The organism is Arthrobacter silvisoli (genome assembly GCF_003369445.1).
GTDB classification, from domain to species: Bacteria; Actinomycetota; Actinomycetes; order Actinomycetales; family Micrococcaceae; genus Arthrobacter; species Arthrobacter silvisoli.
In genome coordinates this window covers 75,234-89,747 of the sequence record NZ_QRCU01000017.1, presented here as the reverse complement: position 1 = coordinate 89,747, position 14,514 = coordinate 75,234, and the positions used below count along the sequence as shown (strand labels likewise).

General features: G+C 66.6%; 15 protein-coding genes. 8 read left to right on the top strand and 7 right to left on the bottom strand.

The annotated features are described in order from the left end of the window. Positions 1 to 56 precede the first annotated feature (56 nt). The 5 genes from DWV11_RS03855 to DWV11_RS03835 all read left to right on the top strand — a co-directional run bounded on the left by DWV11_RS03855 (position 57) and on the right by DWV11_RS03835 (position 4,196). The gene (locus DWV11_RS03855; RefSeq protein WP_115787572.1) at positions 57 to 515 is read left to right on the top strand and encodes an SRPBCC family protein; all 459 of its coding nucleotides are present in this window, start codon (positions 57 to 59) and stop codon (positions 513 to 515) included. Then, entirely contained in the window at positions 515 to 1,171 is a 657-nt protein-coding gene (locus tag DWV11_RS03850; protein WP_115787571.1) for a pentapeptide repeat-containing protein, read from the top strand. Before DWV11_RS03855 ends, DWV11_RS03850 begins: the two co-directional genes overlap by 1 nt. A gap of 96 nt (positions 1,172 to 1,267) precedes the next feature. Then, positions 1,268 to 2,491 (top strand): thiolase family protein, encoded by a 1,224-nt coding sequence (locus tag DWV11_RS03845; protein ID WP_115787570.1) that lies wholly within the window; start codon positions 1,268 to 1,270, stop codon positions 2,489 to 2,491. Further along, positions 2,491 to 3,336: an enoyl-CoA hydratase/isomerase family protein gene (locus DWV11_RS03840; RefSeq protein ID WP_115787569.1), complete on the top strand. Its 846-nt coding sequence runs from the start codon at positions 2,491 to 2,493 to the stop codon at positions 3,334 to 3,336. Before DWV11_RS03845 ends, DWV11_RS03840 begins: the two co-directional genes overlap by 1 nt. Beyond that, complete coding sequence (locus tag DWV11_RS03835; protein WP_115787568.1) at positions 3,333 to 4,196, top strand: 3-hydroxyacyl-CoA dehydrogenase family protein; 864 nt, start codon at positions 3,333 to 3,335, stop codon at positions 4,194 to 4,196. The genes DWV11_RS03840 and DWV11_RS03835 overlap by 4 nt, the downstream gene beginning before the upstream one ends. A gap of 149 nt (positions 4,197 to 4,345) precedes the next feature. Here DWV11_RS03835 and DWV11_RS03830 read toward each other — a convergent pair whose 3' ends face one another. The 6 genes from DWV11_RS03830 to DWV11_RS03805 form a co-directional block, all read right to left on the bottom strand. Further along, positions 4,346 to 5,473: a Gfo/Idh/MocA family protein gene (locus tag DWV11_RS03830; protein ID WP_115787567.1), complete on the bottom strand. Its 1,128-nt coding sequence runs from the start codon at positions 5,471 to 5,473 to the stop codon at positions 4,346 to 4,348. Continuing rightward, positions 5,470 to 6,243, bottom strand: a complete 774-nt coding sequence (locus DWV11_RS03825) for a ThuA domain-containing protein (protein WP_115787566.1) — start codon at positions 6,241 to 6,243, stop codon at positions 5,470 to 5,472. The genes DWV11_RS03830 and DWV11_RS03825 overlap by 4 nt, the downstream gene beginning before the upstream one ends. 30 nt (positions 6,244 to 6,273) lie before the next feature. Further along, a complete protein-coding gene (locus tag DWV11_RS03820) occupies positions 6,274 to 7,110 on the bottom strand; it encodes a carbohydrate ABC transporter permease (RefSeq protein WP_115787565.1) in 837 nt (278 codons plus the stop codon). Positions 7,111 to 7,117: 7 nt separating this feature from the next. Next, positions 7,118 to 8,116 (bottom strand): carbohydrate ABC transporter permease, encoded by a 999-nt coding sequence (locus DWV11_RS03815; protein WP_115787564.1) that lies wholly within the window; start codon positions 8,114 to 8,116, stop codon positions 7,118 to 7,120. Between the two features lie 10 nt (positions 8,117 to 8,126). After that, on the bottom strand, positions 8,127 to 9,362 hold the full coding sequence (locus tag DWV11_RS03810) for a sugar ABC transporter substrate-binding protein (RefSeq protein WP_115787563.1): 1,236 nt from the start codon (positions 9,360 to 9,362) through the stop codon (positions 8,127 to 8,129). 113 nt (positions 9,363 to 9,475) lie between these two features. Further along, entirely contained in the window at positions 9,476 to 10,498 is a 1,023-nt protein-coding gene (locus tag DWV11_RS03805) for a LacI family DNA-binding transcriptional regulator (RefSeq protein ID WP_115787562.1), read from the bottom strand. A 183-nt stretch (positions 10,499 to 10,681) separates the two neighbouring features. On the opposite strand from DWV11_RS03805, the gene DWV11_RS03800 reads away from it, so the two are divergent. Both DWV11_RS03800 and paaZ read left to right on the top strand, forming a co-directional pair. Continuing rightward, positions 10,682 to 11,461, top strand: a complete 780-nt coding sequence (locus DWV11_RS03800; protein ID WP_115787561.1) for a tyrosine-protein phosphatase — start codon at positions 10,682 to 10,684, stop codon at positions 11,459 to 11,461. Positions 11,462 to 11,582: 121 nt separating this feature from the next. Further along, positions 11,583 to 13,682 (top strand): phenylacetic acid degradation bifunctional protein PaaZ, encoded by a 2,100-nt coding sequence (paaZ, locus tag DWV11_RS03795; protein WP_115787560.1) that lies wholly within the window; start codon positions 11,583 to 11,585, stop codon positions 13,680 to 13,682. A gap of 53 nt (positions 13,683 to 13,735) precedes the next feature. Here paaZ and DWV11_RS19910 read toward each other — a convergent pair whose 3' ends face one another. Then, positions 13,736 to 13,993 carry a hypothetical protein gene (locus tag DWV11_RS19910; protein ID WP_136017876.1) on the bottom strand — a complete coding sequence of 86 codons (258 nt, stop codon included), beginning with the start codon at positions 13,991 to 13,993 and terminating at the stop codon, positions 13,736 to 13,738. A gap of 53 nt (positions 13,994 to 14,046) precedes the next feature. Between DWV11_RS19910 and DWV11_RS03790 the strand changes: the two genes are divergently transcribed. Next, a complete protein-coding gene (locus DWV11_RS03790; protein ID WP_115787559.1) occupies positions 14,047 to 14,475 on the top strand; it encodes a VOC family protein in 429 nt (142 codons plus the stop codon). Positions 14,476 to 14,514 lie beyond the last annotated feature (39 nt).

Here is a 14,514-nt window from a genome sequence, read left to right as displayed (position 1 = left end):
CGGCCCGGATCCCGCCGGCGGTTGGGCCTGTCAGTACCCGGGGCTAGGCTCGATCCATGGAGCACGCCACCACCCTGACGCAGCACATCAGCGCCGGCCCGGAGAAGGTCTGGGCTGTCATTTCAGACATCCCCGGCTCGGCCGCCATCCTCTCGGGCATCGACTCCGTGCAGATGATCAGCGAGGGTCCCTACGGCGAAGGCACGCGCTGGAAGGAAACCCGCACCATGATGGGCAGGCAGGAGACCGTCGAAATGTGGGTGGCTGAAACCGAACCGCCCCGCAGCACTACGGTCAAGGCGCGCCAAGGCGGTGCCGAGTACACCACCAGGTTTGCCCTGACCGAACGCGATGGCGGCACGGACCTCACCTTGACGTTCGGCGCCGAGATCCTCAAGCCCACGCTCCTGAGCAAGGTCACCATGGCCCTCTTCGGGAAGATCGGCATGGGCATTACCCGAGGGGCCCTGAGCAAGGACCTTGCCGAGATCGCGGCGAAAGCGGAGTCCCTCTGATGGCTGCCCCAAAGCTTGCCGCCCCAAGAGTCTCGCCAGTGCGGCTGGCGGACCTGCGCGACGTCGAGGCCCCGGACTTCCGCCGCGGCGAAAGGTACGACGGCGTCCGGTTCAGCCAGGTGCGGGCCGACGGCCAGGAGCTAGGCGGCGCCGATTTCCTCGAGTGCGAGTTTGACCGCCCCTCCTTCAACGAAACACAACTGCGCGGAGCGACGTTCCGGGATTGCATCCTCACCGAGCCCTACGCCCCGGTGCTCACCGCTGCGCGCAGTTCCTGGCGCGACGTCGAAATCAGCAACCCGCGCTGGGGATCTGCGGAACTGTACGAGGGCAGTTGGCAGTCGGTGCGGATCGATGGCGGCAAGCTGGACTTCCTGAACCTGCGCGGCTCCAAGCTCCAGGACGTTCAGGTGACCGGCTGCATCATCAACGAACTGGACCTGGGCTCCAGCACTGCGAACCGGGTGGCGTTCAAGGACTGCACCATCGGCACGCTCGACGTCACGGGTGCCAAGCTCAAGGACGTGGACCTGCGCGGCAGCGAATTCCGTGCGGTCAACGGCCTCGGCGGGATCTCCGGGGTCGTGATCGATGACTACCAGCTCAGCCTGCTGGCTCCGCTTCTGGCCGGGCACCTCGGCATCCGCGTCCTGTGACGCTTCCCTGTTGACCCGGGACGGGCACAGTGTAATCTTTATAGAACGAACGGTCGGTAAATTATTCGCCGACCCTGCTCCGTGAAGGATGTGCTCATGGTCGAGGCTTTTCTTGTTGGCGGCGTCCGTACGCCCGTCGGCCGCTACGGCGGCTCGCTTTCCGCAGTCCGTCCCGACGACCTCGCGGGGCTGGTGGTGGGCGAGGCAGTGGCGAGGGCCGGCGTCGACCCCGATTCGATCGACGAGGTGATCCTCGGCAACGCCAACGGTGCCGGTGAGGAAAACCGCAACGTCGCGCGCATGGCCACCCTCCTGGCGGGCCTTCCGCTCCACATCCCCGGCATCACCGTCAACCGCCTCTGCGCCTCCGGGATGAGTGCCATCATCATGGCCAGCCATATGATCAAGGCCGGCGCAGCGGACATCGTGGTGGCCGGCGGCGTCGAATCCATGAGCCGGGCACCCTGGGTCCAGGAGAAGCCGGCCACCGCCTTCGCCAAGCCCGGCCAGATCTTCGACACCTCCATCGGCTGGCGCTTCGCCAACCCCCGCTTCACCAAGGGTGAGCTCTCCCGGGACGGGAAGATGACCTACTCGATGCCCGAAACCGCCGAGGAAGTCGGACGCGTGGACGGCATCTCCCGCGAGGACGCCGACGCCTTTGCAGCCGCTTCCCACGAACGCGCCCTGGCCGCGATCGCCGCGGGCCGCTTCAAGGAGGAAATCGTCCCTGTGACGGTGAAGACCAGGAAGGGCGAGACCGTCGTCGACACCGACGAAGGGCCCCGTGAGGGAACCACCATGGAGGTCCTGGCCGGGCTGCGGCCCGTCGTTCCGGGCGGTTCCATCGTCACCGCAGGCAACTCCTCCAGCCTCAACGACGGCGCCTCCGCGATCATCGTCGCCTCCGAGGCTGCTATCCGGAAGTACGGGCTCACCCCGCGCGCCCGCATCATCGACGGCGGGGCCGCCGGCTGCGAACCGGAAATCATGGGCATCGGACCTGTCCCCGCCACCCGGAAGATCCTTGACCGCAGTGGCCTCGGCGTCGCCGATATTGGCGCCGTGGAACTCAATGAGGCCTTCGCCACCCAGTCCCTCGCCAGCATGCGCCGACTGGGGCTGGATGCCGGAATCGTGAACAACGACGGCGGCGCCATCGCCCTGGGACACCCGCTCGGTTCCAGCGGCTCGCGGATAGCGATCACGCTGCTCGGCCGGATGGAACGCGAATTGTCCGGGGCGGGCCGTAGGATCGGCCTCGCAACGATGTGCATCGGTGTCGGGCAAGGCTCGGCGCTTCTCCTGGAAGGCGTGTAATGGCTCTGAACCCGGAAGTTTTCAGCACCCTGCTGGTCGAAGAGCAGCAGGACCGGCTAACCGTCCTGCTCAACAGGCCGGACGTCCGCAACGCCATCGACCAGCAGATGGTCGACGAGCTGCACAAAGTCTGCGATCACCTCGAGCGCGAGCCGAAGATCCTGATCATCACCGGAGGCGAAGGTGTCTTCGCCTCCGGCGCGGACATCGGCCAGCTGCGGGACCGCCGTCGTGATGACGCCCTTCGCGGGATCAACTCCACGATTTTCGCCCGCATCGCCCGCTTGCCCATGCCCGTCATCGCCGCGATCGACGGCTACTGCCTGGGCGGCGGAGCAGAGCTTGCCTACGCCGCCGACTTCCGGATCGGCACGCCCGCCGTCCGGATCGGCAACCCGGAGACCGGGCTCGGCATCATGGCCGCCGCCGGCGCCACCTGGCGGCTGAAGGAACTCGTGGGGGAGCCCCTCGCCAAGGAAATCCTGCTGGCCGGGGCCGTGCTGCGCGCCGAGGAGGCGCTGCGCATCAACCTCATCACAGGCATCTACGAAGCCCCCGTGCTGATGGAGGCCGCGCACAAGCTCGCCGACCGCATCGCCCGCCAGGATCCCTTGGCCGTGCGGATCACCAAGTCCGTCTTCCATGCCCCCGAGGGTGCGCACCCGGTGATCGACACCCTCGCCCAGGGCATCCTGTTCGAGTCGCGCGCCAAGTTCGACCGCATGCAGGACTTCCTGGACAAGAAGATGGCCGAACGCCGCGCGGCCAGGCCTCCCCAGGAAGGCTTCCCCGCCGGCACGGACGCTGACAGCACCCTCGAAACCCAGGACAGGACCACCACATGAGCATCGTTGCCGCTATCCCGCACGTCGTAGGAGTCCTGGGCGGCGGCCGGATGGGCGCGGGCATCGCGCACGCCTTCCTGGTCAAGGGCGCCACCGTGATCGTCGTGGAGCGCGACGCCGAAGCTGCCGCCGGCGCGCACGCCCGGGTGTCCGACGCCGTTGCCAAGTCCGCAGCGCGCGGCACCCTCGGTGAAACTTCCGAGGAGGCGCTGGCCCGCTTCAGCACGTCAACGGACTACGAATCGTTCATTCACTGCGGGCTGGTGGTGGAAGCGGTGCCTGAAGACTTCGAGCTCAAGGTGGCGGCCCTGAAGGCCGTGGAAGCGCACCTCTCGGCGGACGCCTTCCTGGCCTCGAACACCTCGTCCCTGTCCGTATCGGACCTGGCTTCGGAACTGCACCGCCCCGCCAACTTCCTGGGCCTGCACTTCTTCAACCCGGTGCCGGCGTCCACCCTGATCGAAGTGGTCCTGGCCAGGCAAACCTCCCCGGACCTTGCCGCCGCGGCGAAAGCCTGGGTCGAGGCGCTTGGCAAGACCGCCGTCGTCGTCAATGACGCACCCGGCTTCGCGTCATCCCGGCTGGGCGTCGCGATCGCGCTGGAAGCGATGCGCATGGTGGAGGAAGGCGTGGCCTCGGCCGAAGACATCGACGCCGCCATGGTTCTGGGCTACAAGCACCCCACCGGGCCGCTGAAAACCACCGACATCGTTGGCCTGGACGTGCGCCTTGGGATCGCCGAATACCTGCACTCCACCTTGGGGGAGCGCTTCGCCCCGCCGCAGATCCTGCGCGACAAAGTGGCCCGGGGCGAACTGGGACGCAAGAGCGGCAAAGGCTTCTTCGACTGGAAAGACTGAACGCGAAGGGACCCGTCAAGGATGGCGAACTCCGGAAGCTCTGGTGCATACTTCCTGCCAGCTGCGGTCCGCCAGCCAGGGCCGTGTCCGGTGGGCCATCAGTTTCCCCATGAAGGAGTAGCCGGCCATTCCCGCCCGCAGGCGCCCCGTCACGGCGCGACCCCTGCGCCGGCGAGGGCGGCCCGCACCGAGCTCCATGCCTTCAGGACCTCCAGCACCGCCGGGTCCCGTTCGTCGAGCATGGCCTGCCGGTAGGAGTCTTCGAGCAACGCATCCACCGAAACCCGGGAGCCGGTGGCTGCGCTCCCGATCGCGGCTTCCACCATGGCCAGGCTCATGATGTTCCGGTGCACCTGTCCCATCGGTGTGCTTCCCGTGCGCACGGCCGAAACGAAGTCGCGCAGCGATCCGGCGATTTCCTGGCCCGGATCGGCGAAGGAATCCGCGGGCCCCGGAAGCGTGGAGACAGGTTCGCCGTCCCCGTCCCAGAGGACCGTGCCGCGCTCACCGCTGATCCGCCACGAGGCGTTCCACGAGGTTTCCTGGCCGGGGCTGCACCAGCTGCCGTTGAACACGAAGCGTTCTCCGCCGGTCATCTCGAAAACCGCCGTAGCGCCCGCATCCCCGCGGTACCAGCTCCAGGACGGGTTGTACTCCTCGCAGGTCACGGACACGGGATCGGAATCCAGCAGGAACCGGGCCATGTCGAACTGGTGGATGGCCATGTCCAGCAGCAGCGGGTGGTCCATGGCGTCCCGGAACCCGCCGAAATGCGGTGCCTTGTAGAACTCGGCGGACAGGATGCCGAGCGAACCCAGGGACGATGCCAGGTGCTTGGCGGCGAAGAGATGCCGGTTGTAGCGGCGGGACTGGCTGACCATGAAGAGCTGGCCATGGAGTTCCGCGGCGGCGGCCAGTGAGAGCCCCTGCGCCACGGTGGACGCCACGGGCTTTTCGCCGAGGACCGGCAGCCCGGCCGCCAGCGCCTCCGCCGTCACCGGATGGTGCGCGGCAGGAACGGTGACATTGATGACCGCCTGGGCTCCGACGTCGGACGCCAGGGCCGCGGTCCCGGCACCGACAGGGAGGCCGGGCCGGCCCAAGGAGGCCGCCGCCTCGGCAGCCGTGGACAGGTCAAGGTCGACGATGCCCGCGAGTTCCACCAGCGGCGACTCTTCGACGGTCCGCAGCCAGGCGCGGCCCATGCCGCCCGCACCGACGACGACGACGCGCAGGGGAGCGCCGTCGTCGGGAATGGTGGCGAACGGCGCGCTCACGCGTTGGCTCCCTGGTAGCTCTTGCCGTTGAAGAAGTCGTCGGTCCCGTAGCGCAGCAGTTCCGGGAGGGCGCGTTCCGGGCGGTCGGTGACGGCCCATTCGACGGCGTTGGAGATGACCCGGCGGACGTCCTTGTGGTGGTACACCGGGTAGTCCTGGTCGCCGGGGCTGAAGAAGAAGATCTTGCCGTGGCCGCGGCGGAAGGTGCAGCCCGAACGGAAGACTTCGCCGCCGCTGAAGGAGCTGATAAACACGAGTTCCTCGGGTGTGGGAATGTCGAAGAACTCGCCGTACATTTCCTGCTGCTCGATGACGATGGGGTGCGGGACGCCCTTGGCGATCGGGTGCGTCGGGTCCACGGTCCACACCAGTTCGCGGTCCTGTTCGGAGCGCCAGCGCAGCGTGCAGGTGGTGCCCATGAGCCTGGTGAAGATCTTGGACCAGTGCCCGGAGTGCAGCACGATCAGGCCCATGCCGGACAGGACGTGGCGGTGGACGCGCTCCACGATCTCGTCGTCGACGTCGGCGTGGGACATGTGCCCCCACCAGGTGAGGACGTCGGTAGCGGCGAGGGCTTCCTCGCTGAGGCCGTGGTCCGGTTCGTCCAGCGTGGCGGTGCGGACCACGACGGCGATGCCCAGGTTCTCCTCGATGCCCGCCTTGACGGCGCCGTGCATTCCTTCGGGGTAGAGCCGGGCCACCAGTTCGTCCCGCTTTTCGTGCCGGTTTTCGCTCCACACGGTGACGTTGATGGGTTTGTTTTCAGGCATGGTTGTTCTCCTTGCAGGGGTAAGGGCGGTCTACTTGACCGCGCCGCCGGTGGTGCCGGCAGCGATGTATTTCTGGGCCGCGACCAAGAGGACGATGGCCGGGATGGAGGCCAGCACCGCCGTCGCCATGACCGAACTCCAGTCGTTCACGTAGGCGCCGATGTACTGGAAGATGCCCAGTGTCACGGGCCGCACGGCCTCGGTGGTGGTCAGGGTGAGGGCGAACAGGAAGTCGCTCCAGGCGAACAGGAACGTGAACAGCCCGGCGGTGATCAGGGAGTTCCGGCTCAGCGGAATCACGATCGAGCAGAACGCCCGGATATGTCCCGCCCCGTCCACGCGCGCCGCCTCGATGACCGAAGCCGGCATGCCGTTCATGAAGGCCCGGATGATGAGGATCGCGAACGGAATGCCGTGGGCGGAGTCGGCCAGGATCAGCCCCGGGATGGAGTTGAGCAGGCCGAGGTCGTTGTACGCCGTGTAGAGGGCGTTGGCGACGACGATGCCCGGGATCATCTGGCTGATGAGGATGGCGAAGAGCGCCACGCCGGCACCGCGGACCTTGAAGTAGGCCAGGGCGTAGGCCGCCGGGGCCGCGATGGCCAGGCTCAGCACCACGCTGCCGAGAGCGATGATGAGGCTCGTGCCCAGGTTGCCGGCCTGCTCGCTGATGGCCGTGGCGTAGCCGGTGAAATCGGGTTGGAGCGGGATCCAGGAGGTTTCCAGGGTGGTGCCGTTGGGTTGCAGGGAGGCGTTGACCATCCAGTAGACCGGGAACAGCATGACGGCCAGGATGAGGACGGCCAGCGCGGTGTAGCCCCAGTTGCCGCGGGTCGGGGTGGCCGCCTTGAGTTGGGTTGTCGTCATGGTTTCCTCACTCGTCCACGGCGCGTCGGCTGGCCCGCAGGTACAGGACCGCGAACACCAGGGAAATAACCACCAGCGCGTTGCCAAGGGCTGCGCCTTCGCCGAACTTGAACTCGTGGAAGGACAGGTCGTAGGACTGGGTGGCGATGGTCTGGGTTGAGTTGGCGGGCCCGCCGTTGGTCAGGCCAAGGATGATGTCCAGCACCTTCAGGGTGTAGACGACGCCGAGCACCAGCACCACGCTGACGACGGGACGGAGCATGGGCCAGGTGATGTGCCGGAACGCCGTCCAGCCCGTGGCTCCGTCCAGCGAACCTGCCTCGTAAAGCTCGTCCGGGATTTCCTGGAGGCCGCCGTACAGGATGGTCAGGTTGAACGGGATGCCGATCCAGATGTTCACGCCCACCACCGCGATCAGCGCCAAGGAGGTGCTGGTGAGCCACGGAACCCCGGTGTGGATGATGCCCAGGTCGCCCAGGAAGCGGTTGAGGGCGCCGCTGTCCTTGTCCAGGATCCAGCGCCACACGGCACTGGAGACGATCAGGGGCAGCAGCCACGGGAGCAGGAGCAGCGATCGGAGGATGCCATTGAGCGGGAACTTCCGCTGGAAGAACACGGCCAGGGCCAGGCCGATGCCGAACTGGCCCAGGATGGATCCCAGCGTGAACAGTGCCGTGTTCAGCAGCGAGGTCGAGAACAACGACGACGACAGCACGGCCGCGTAGTTGGCCAGCCCCACCCACGGGGCTTCGCCGGTGAAGAAGGTGGCGGTGGTGTAGTCCTGGAAGCTCATGACGAGGTTCTTCACCACGGGATAGCCGAAGAACAACGCCATGTAGGCCACGGCCGGAACCAGGAACAGCCATTGGAAGATGCGCTCCCGGCGTGCGCGGGTGCCCCGCCGTGGTGGGGGTTTTTCGCTGCCGCCTGCCGGGGAGGTGGCGCTCGCGGTCCGGGATTTACCGGCCCGGGGGGCGGTGCGCGATGCGTCGGTGGTCAGTGACATGGCAGCCTGCCTACTGGCCTTGGGCCTGCTTCAGGGCATCCGCCGGGGAAGCCTTGCCCGTCAGCGCAGTCTGGATGGCCGTGTAGATCTTGGTTGCCTGGGCCGGCCATTTCTCGCCGAGTTCTCCGGTGCGTGCACGGGCGGTCTTGATGAGTTCCGTGAAGGTGGCGAGCTTGGGATTCTCGGCCGCGAACTTGTCTGCCAGCGTGGTCTTGGAGGGGATGGTGTTCCGGGCCTTGGCCATGGACATCTGCTGCTCGTCGCTGTTCAGGCAGGCCACGATCTCCGCGGCTTTCGCCTGGCTGGCCTTGTTGCCGGTCTGCGGGACAGTCCAGACTTCGCCGCCCAGGGGCGCTACTGCCGTCTGGCCGGCTTCCCGGACCGGGATCTTCACTACGTCGTAGTGGAGGGATGGCTGCTTGTCGAGGGCCGGGATCTGCCACGGTCCGTTGACCATCATGGCCGCTTTCCCGGCAAGGAACTGGTCCTTCACATCGGCTTGGGTCCAGTTGAGGGCGGAAGAGGACACGGAACCGTCCTTGACCAGGCCCGTCCAGAGCTCGAGGGCCTGTGCCGTCTCGGCAGTATCGATGTTCTTCTCGTCGCCGCCGTTGGACCACATGACTGGAAGGAACTGCCACGTTCCCTCGTAGGTGGGGTTCGCGTTGAAGGCCAGCCCGTACTGGTCTCCGGCGGTCAGCTTGGCGGCGGCTGCCGTGAGCTCGTCCCAGGTCGTGGGCGGGGTGACTCCGGCCTTGGCCAGGATGTCCTTGTTGTAGAAGAGCGCGATGGTGTTGACGGTGGGGGCCAGTCCGTAGACCTTGTCCTTGTAGGTGCCCGCGCTGAGCACGCCCTCGGCGAAGTCTTCGGTGCTGACCTTGAAGTCGGACAGTGGTGCCAGTGCTCCGGTGGCGGCGATCTGCTGCAGGTCGGGATTGTCGAGCATGAGGACGTCGGGCAGGGTCTTCGAGGAAGACTGCTGCAGCACCTTGGAGATCAGCGATTTGCCCGGAACGGTTTCGCGTTTGATGGTGACGCCTGCCTTGGCGCCGCAGGAGCTCAGTGCGTCGCCGATGAACGACTTGTCCGGCTCGTTGTTGTAGTAGTCCATCACGGAGATTTCGGTGACGTTTTCGGAAGACGACGCCGCCGGTGTGGCTCCGCAGGCCGAAATGAACAACGGCAGGCCAAGAAGCGTGGCGGTGGCCAGGGCGAGGGGACGGGGGGTCCTGCGTGCTGACTTCATTGTCTGTTCCTTCGTGTGGTGGGATGGTGGGCAGGGAATTATCGATGCGTATCGACGATGCGTATCGATAGGTATTGGTGGAAAAGCCTTTGCGGGAAAGGGTGGGTTTGGTTTTAGGCGCCGTGGGATGGACGGAGCGTGGTGGAACGGTGCGTGATGACCGTGGGCACCAGCTCGAGGGATTCGTGTGGTCCCTGGTTGCCGGCTTCGAGGAGTTCGCAGATGATCTTGACCGCCCGGCGCGACACTTCGGCCGGGCGGAGGTCGATGGTGGAAAGCGGAATGGGCTGGAGTTCGGCAAGCGTAGGGGAAGCGCTGCCGATGACGGAAACGTCCTGTCCCGGTGTCAGGCCACGGCTGGCCAAAGTCCTCCGGAGGACGTCCTGGGCGGTGCCGTCCGGGGCGATGAACGCGGGCGTGCCAGTGGTTTCGGCCAAGGCCTTGTCCACGGAGTCAGCGATGATGTCCCTGTCCGTTCCACCCGGAAGGTGGAGCACTTTTACGCCAAGTTCATGCGCGGCCTTGTCGGTGCCGCGCATGAAACGGTCAACATAGTTCACGTGGCGGTTGACGACTTCCGGTTGCCAGTCGATCACCGACACCACGGAATGCCCGGCGGCTGCAAGGTCGCGCACGCACTGTTCGCCGGCCATCTCGAAGTCGGCGTCGATGCAGACGAGGCCTGAAGGATCCCGGGGGATGCCGATCAGCACCACAGGCACGTTGAGGCTGCGGGCCACCGGAAGGCGTTCGTCCTCGCCCTCCACCTGCATGAGGATGAGGCCATCGCAGATTTGCTGGCCCACGACCCGCCGGAGCCCGGGGGCTCCCTCGTCTTCCGTGACCAGCAGGATGTCGTGATCGTACTGGCGGGCCGTGTTGGCGATGACGGAAACGAACTCCATGATCGAGGCCATGTGCAGTTCGGGGATGAACGGAATCACCAGGCCGATCACATGCGTCCGCCGTCCGGCCAGGGCCCTCGCGCCGGCATTCGGCTGGTAGGTGAGCTGCTCGATGGCAGCCTCCACCTTCTTCCGGGTCTTCTCCGAAATCGGACGTTTGCCGCTGAGGACGTAGGACACGGTGCTTTGGGCCACTCCGGCGGCCTGGGCAACATCCTTGCTGGTGGGCATTGCCGGGCCTCCTCTGTTTGCCGGGTAGCTGATGCCTCGTGGCCATTGTGTCTTGAGCGGGATCGTGCCTTGAAATCGTCGATACGTATCGTCGATGCGCATCGAGAAAAAGTATGACACGCGTCACGTCGGCGGCACAAGACTCCCTTCGGCTTTTCCGCCACCTGTGCTTAGCTGGCAGGTATGGATCGGAGGGCTGCGGCATCGCTCCGCGGTGGGGTCCCGTGGGACGGCGCCGTGAATGCCTGGCATATCGCCGGGGATGTGTACCGGATGGGCCGGCGTGAATGGCTTACGCCGGACGGCTGGCAGCAGATGTACGACGACGGCGTCCGCACGGTGATCGACCTGCGGAGCCCCCGCGAGCGGCAGCCCAGGGACACCGACCCCGATGTGCCTGCGGAACTGCTGCAGCGTTTCGAGGTAGTGCAGTGCCCTACCGAAGACCCCGACGCCGAGGAGTTCGGCGAACTGTTCGGCCCGTACCTGAAAGATCCGGCGCACTACGGCCACTACCTGCGGCTTTTCTCCGGGCGGCTCGCAGCCGTCTTCAGGGCGATCGCGGCCGCCCGCGGAAAGGTTGTGGTGCACTGCTCCGCGGGCCGGGACCGCAGCGGCATTGTCGCCGTCATGCTCCAACTCCTGGCCGGCGCCGGCGAGGAGGAGATCGTCCGTGGGTACCGGCAGGGAATGCGCGGCATCAACGAACGCCACCGTACCCACGGCGTGCCGCACGTCCATGAACGCTATCTCGACGAGGCCAGCTTCGAGGCCCTGCTCGAAGCCCGCGAGGCCAGCCTCCTGGAGTTCGTCCGCTCCCTGGATGTCCCGGGCTTCCTGCTGGCCAATGGGGTCACGGCCGCCGAAGTTGAAGCGGTCCGCGCCAAGTTGAAGCCCGGGTCCGGCGGGAAGCCGGCCTCCGGCGCGGGGCCCGCCGCCAAGGAATCCCCGCCGACCCATTAACAGCGGCCGGGGCGGTCATGTATTCTTGTCATGATTACCGAACGGCCGGTCAGTAATTTGCTGATGTAGTTGCCGCCGTCCGGTTCCGTTCACACCCAGGCCTTGGAAGGACCCGTCGACGATGACCAGTACCGCAGTCGCCCCGGAAGTAACGGCAGTGCAGACCGTTCCCAGTTTCGTCCAAGGGGTCTGGTGGGCGCCCGCCGCCGCAGCGGAGGGTGTCCCCGTCCGGGACGCGAGCACCGGCGAGGTGCTCGCGAAGGTAAGTACCGAAGGCCTGGACCTGGCCGCCGTCGTCGACTATGGCCGCACGGTAGGCCAGCGCGAACTGGGCAGGCTCACCTTCCACCAGCGCGCGCTGAAGCTGAAGGAACTCGCCCAGCACCTCAACGCCCTGCGCGAAGAGTTCTATGAGGTCTCCTTCAAGACCGGCGCCACCCGGATCGACTCGATGATCGACATCGACGGCGGCATCGGCGTCCTGTTCACCTTCGGCTCGAAGGGCCGCCGCGAACTGCCCAACTCGCAGGTGGTGGTGGACGGGCCCATGGAGGTGCTGTCCAAGGACGGCTCCTTCGCCGGCGAACACATCTACACCCGTATCCCCGGCGTTGCCGCGCAGATCAACGCCTTCAACTTCCCGGTCTGGGGCATGCTCGAAAAGTTCGCGCCGGCGTTCCTGGCCGGCGTGCCCACCATCGCCAAGCCGGCCACGCCCTCGGGCTACCTGGCGGCCGCCGTGGTGCGCGCCATCGTCGAATCCGGCATCCTGCCGGAAGGCTCCCTGCAGCTTGTCTCCGGCCCGGCCCGCACCCTGCTGGATGAACTCGACTACCGCGACCTCATGGCCTTCACCGGCTCGGCGTCCACGGCCAACTCCCTGAAGTCGCACCCCAACGTCGTCACCGGCGGCGTGCGCTTCACCTCCGAGACCGACTCGCTGAACGCGGCCATCCTCGGCCCGGATGCCGTTCCCGGGACGCCCGAATTCGACGCCTTCATCAAGTCCGTCGTCACGGAAATGACCGTCAAGGCCGGGCAGAAATGCACCTCGATCCGCCGCACCATCGTGCCGCAGGACCTCGTGTCCGAGGTCGTGGCCGCGGTCGGTGCCCGGATCAACGAGCGCGTGGTGCTCGGCGACCCGCGCGCCGAGGGCGTCACCATGGGGGCGCTCGCCTCCCTTGAGCAGCTGGCCGACGTCCGGGCAGCCGTGCAATCCATGCTCGACGCCGGCGGCGAGCTCGCGTACGGCACGCTCGATTCGCCGTCGGTCGCCCGCGCGGACGGCAGCGTGGGCGTGGTGGACGGTGGCGCGTTCATGTCGCCGCTGCTCCTGAGCTGGACCGACGCCGACGCGCAGGAAGTCCACGCCCGGGAGGCCTTCGGCCCGGTGTCCTCGGTGATCGGGTACCGCGACCTGGACGACGCAGTCCGCCTCGCGGCCCTCGGCCGCGGCTCGCTGGTGGCCACGGTCTGCACCAATGACTCCGAGGTCGCCCGGACCCTGGTGACCGGGATCGCCGCTCACCACGGCCGCGTCCTCATGCTCAACCGCGAGGATGCCCGCACCTCCACGGGCCACGGCTCGCCTGTGCCGCACTTGGTGCACGGCGGTCCGGGACGTGCCGGCGGCGGCGAGGAACTGGGCGGCATCCGCTCCGTGCTGCACCACATGCAGCGTACTGCCATCCAGGGATCGCCCAATATGCTGACCGCCGTCACCGGCGTCTGGCACAGCGGTGCGGACCGGAACTTCACCCTGGAAAGCGAAGGCGTACACCCCTTCCGCAAGTCCCTGGCCGATCTGCGGATCGGCGATGCCTTCCGCTCGGAGCTGCGCCAGGTGACGCTGGAGGACATCACCGCCTTCGCCAACAGCACCGGAGACACCTTCTACGCCCACACCAACGAGGAAGCCGCCGCGGCCAACCCCTTCTTCCCGGGCATTGTGGCGCATGGCTACCTGCAGCTCAGCTGGGCCGCCGGGCTTTTCGTGGAACCGGCGCCGGGCCCCGTGCTGGCCAACTATGGCCTGGAAAACCTGCGCTTCACCACGCCACTGGCCGCAGGGGACTCCTTCCGGGTGGTCCTCACGGCCAAGAAGATCACGCCGCGTGAGACCGACGAATACGGCGAGGTGGCCTGGGACGCGGTCCTGACGAACCAGCGCGACGAGACCGTGGCCACCTATGACGTCCTGACGCTCGTGGCGAAGTAAAGGCCGGTCCCGGCATGCCCGGCCACCGCTGCTCGGGCATGCCGGGCCCCCTCCTACCTGTCCGGATCCCTGGGGCCCAGGGCGTTGTTTCGCCGGATCAATCCGGCGATCAACAGGGGCACGCCGAGCAGCACGGGGATGAGGCTGTACAGGGTGTGCCGCCCGCCCGTCGCGCTCATGACGATGGCGAAAACGAAGAACCCCACCAGGAACAGGAGGCCTGTGATCATCAGGCCCCTGCCTTGGCGGGGGCTTCGCATGGGCCTGCCGACGGGCGGCAGCCAGTCCGGGACCTTGTCTGTCCAGCTCACAGTTCTTTTGTACACCTCCGGGCGTAAAATCTTGCCCGTAGGAGGTGGCGATCATGATTCTTGCCCTCAACACAGCCACAACCATCCTGCCCGTCGATGATCCAGCCCGCGCCCGCAGCTTCTATGCTGAGAAACTCGGACTCCCGCACCACGGCATGACCTGGGATGGAAACGATCTGTTCGGCCTGGACGGCGGTCACATGTTGCAGTTGATGCCGGTCAAGGACGGTGTGCATTCGGAGCACACCACCCTGAGCTTCGAGGTCCGCGATATTGAGCGTGCCGTCGACGAGATGGAATCCAAAGGCGTCCGGTTCCAGGACTACGATGAGCCGGATCTGAAAACCGACCACCACATCTGCACGACGGACGACGAGCGCTGCGCGTGGTTCATGGACACCGAGCACAACATCCTCTGCATCCACGAGCCATTGAGCGTCGCGGAAAAGGTGGGCGTGTACGACGTGGAGTACCAGGTCTAGGCGGCGGGCCTGTCCTGAACGCCAGGTCCGAACGGCTAG

Bases quoted from the DNA above. Each gene is read 5' to 3' on its own strand.
- DWV11_RS03855 (WP_115787572.1), top strand. From the start codon at position 57: ATGGAGCACGCCACCACCCTGACGCAGCACATCAGCGCCGGCCCGGAG.
- DWV11_RS03850 (WP_115787571.1), top strand. From the start codon at position 515: ATGGCTGCCCCAAAGCTTGCCGCCCCAAGAGTCTCGCCAGTGCGGCTG.
- DWV11_RS03845 (WP_115787570.1), top strand. From the start codon at position 1,268: ATGGTCGAGGCTTTTCTTGTTGGCGGCGTCCGTACGCCCGTCGGCCGC.
- DWV11_RS03840 (WP_115787569.1), top strand. From the start codon at position 2,491: ATGGCTCTGAACCCGGAAGTTTTCAGCACCCTGCTGGTCGAAGAGCAG.
- DWV11_RS03835 (WP_115787568.1), top strand. From the start codon at position 3,333: ATGAGCATCGTTGCCGCTATCCCGCACGTCGTAGGAGTCCTGGGCGGC.
- DWV11_RS03825 (WP_115787566.1), bottom strand. From the start codon at position 6,243: ATGCCTGAAAACAAACCCATCAACGTCACCGTGTGGAGCGAAAACCGG.
- DWV11_RS03820 (WP_115787565.1), bottom strand. From the start codon at position 7,110: ATGACGACAACCCAACTCAAGGCGGCCACCCCGACCCGCGGCAACTGG.
- DWV11_RS03815 (WP_115787564.1), bottom strand. From the start codon at position 8,116: ATGTCACTGACCACCGACGCATCGCGCACCGCCCCCCGGGCCGGTAAA.
- DWV11_RS03810 (WP_115787563.1), bottom strand. From the start codon at position 9,362: ATGAAGTCAGCACGCAGGACCCCCCGTCCCCTCGCCCTGGCCACCGCC.
- DWV11_RS03805 (WP_115787562.1), bottom strand. From the start codon at position 10,498: ATGCCCACCAGCAAGGATGTTGCCCAGGCCGCCGGAGTGGCCCAAAGC.
- DWV11_RS03800 (WP_115787561.1), top strand. From the start codon at position 10,682: ATGGATCGGAGGGCTGCGGCATCGCTCCGCGGTGGGGTCCCGTGGGAC.
- paaZ (WP_115787560.1), top strand. From the start codon at position 11,583: ATGACCAGTACCGCAGTCGCCCCGGAAGTAACGGCAGTGCAGACCGTT.
- DWV11_RS03790 (WP_115787559.1), top strand. From the start codon at position 14,047: ATGATTCTTGCCCTCAACACAGCCACAACCATCCTGCCCGTCGATGAT.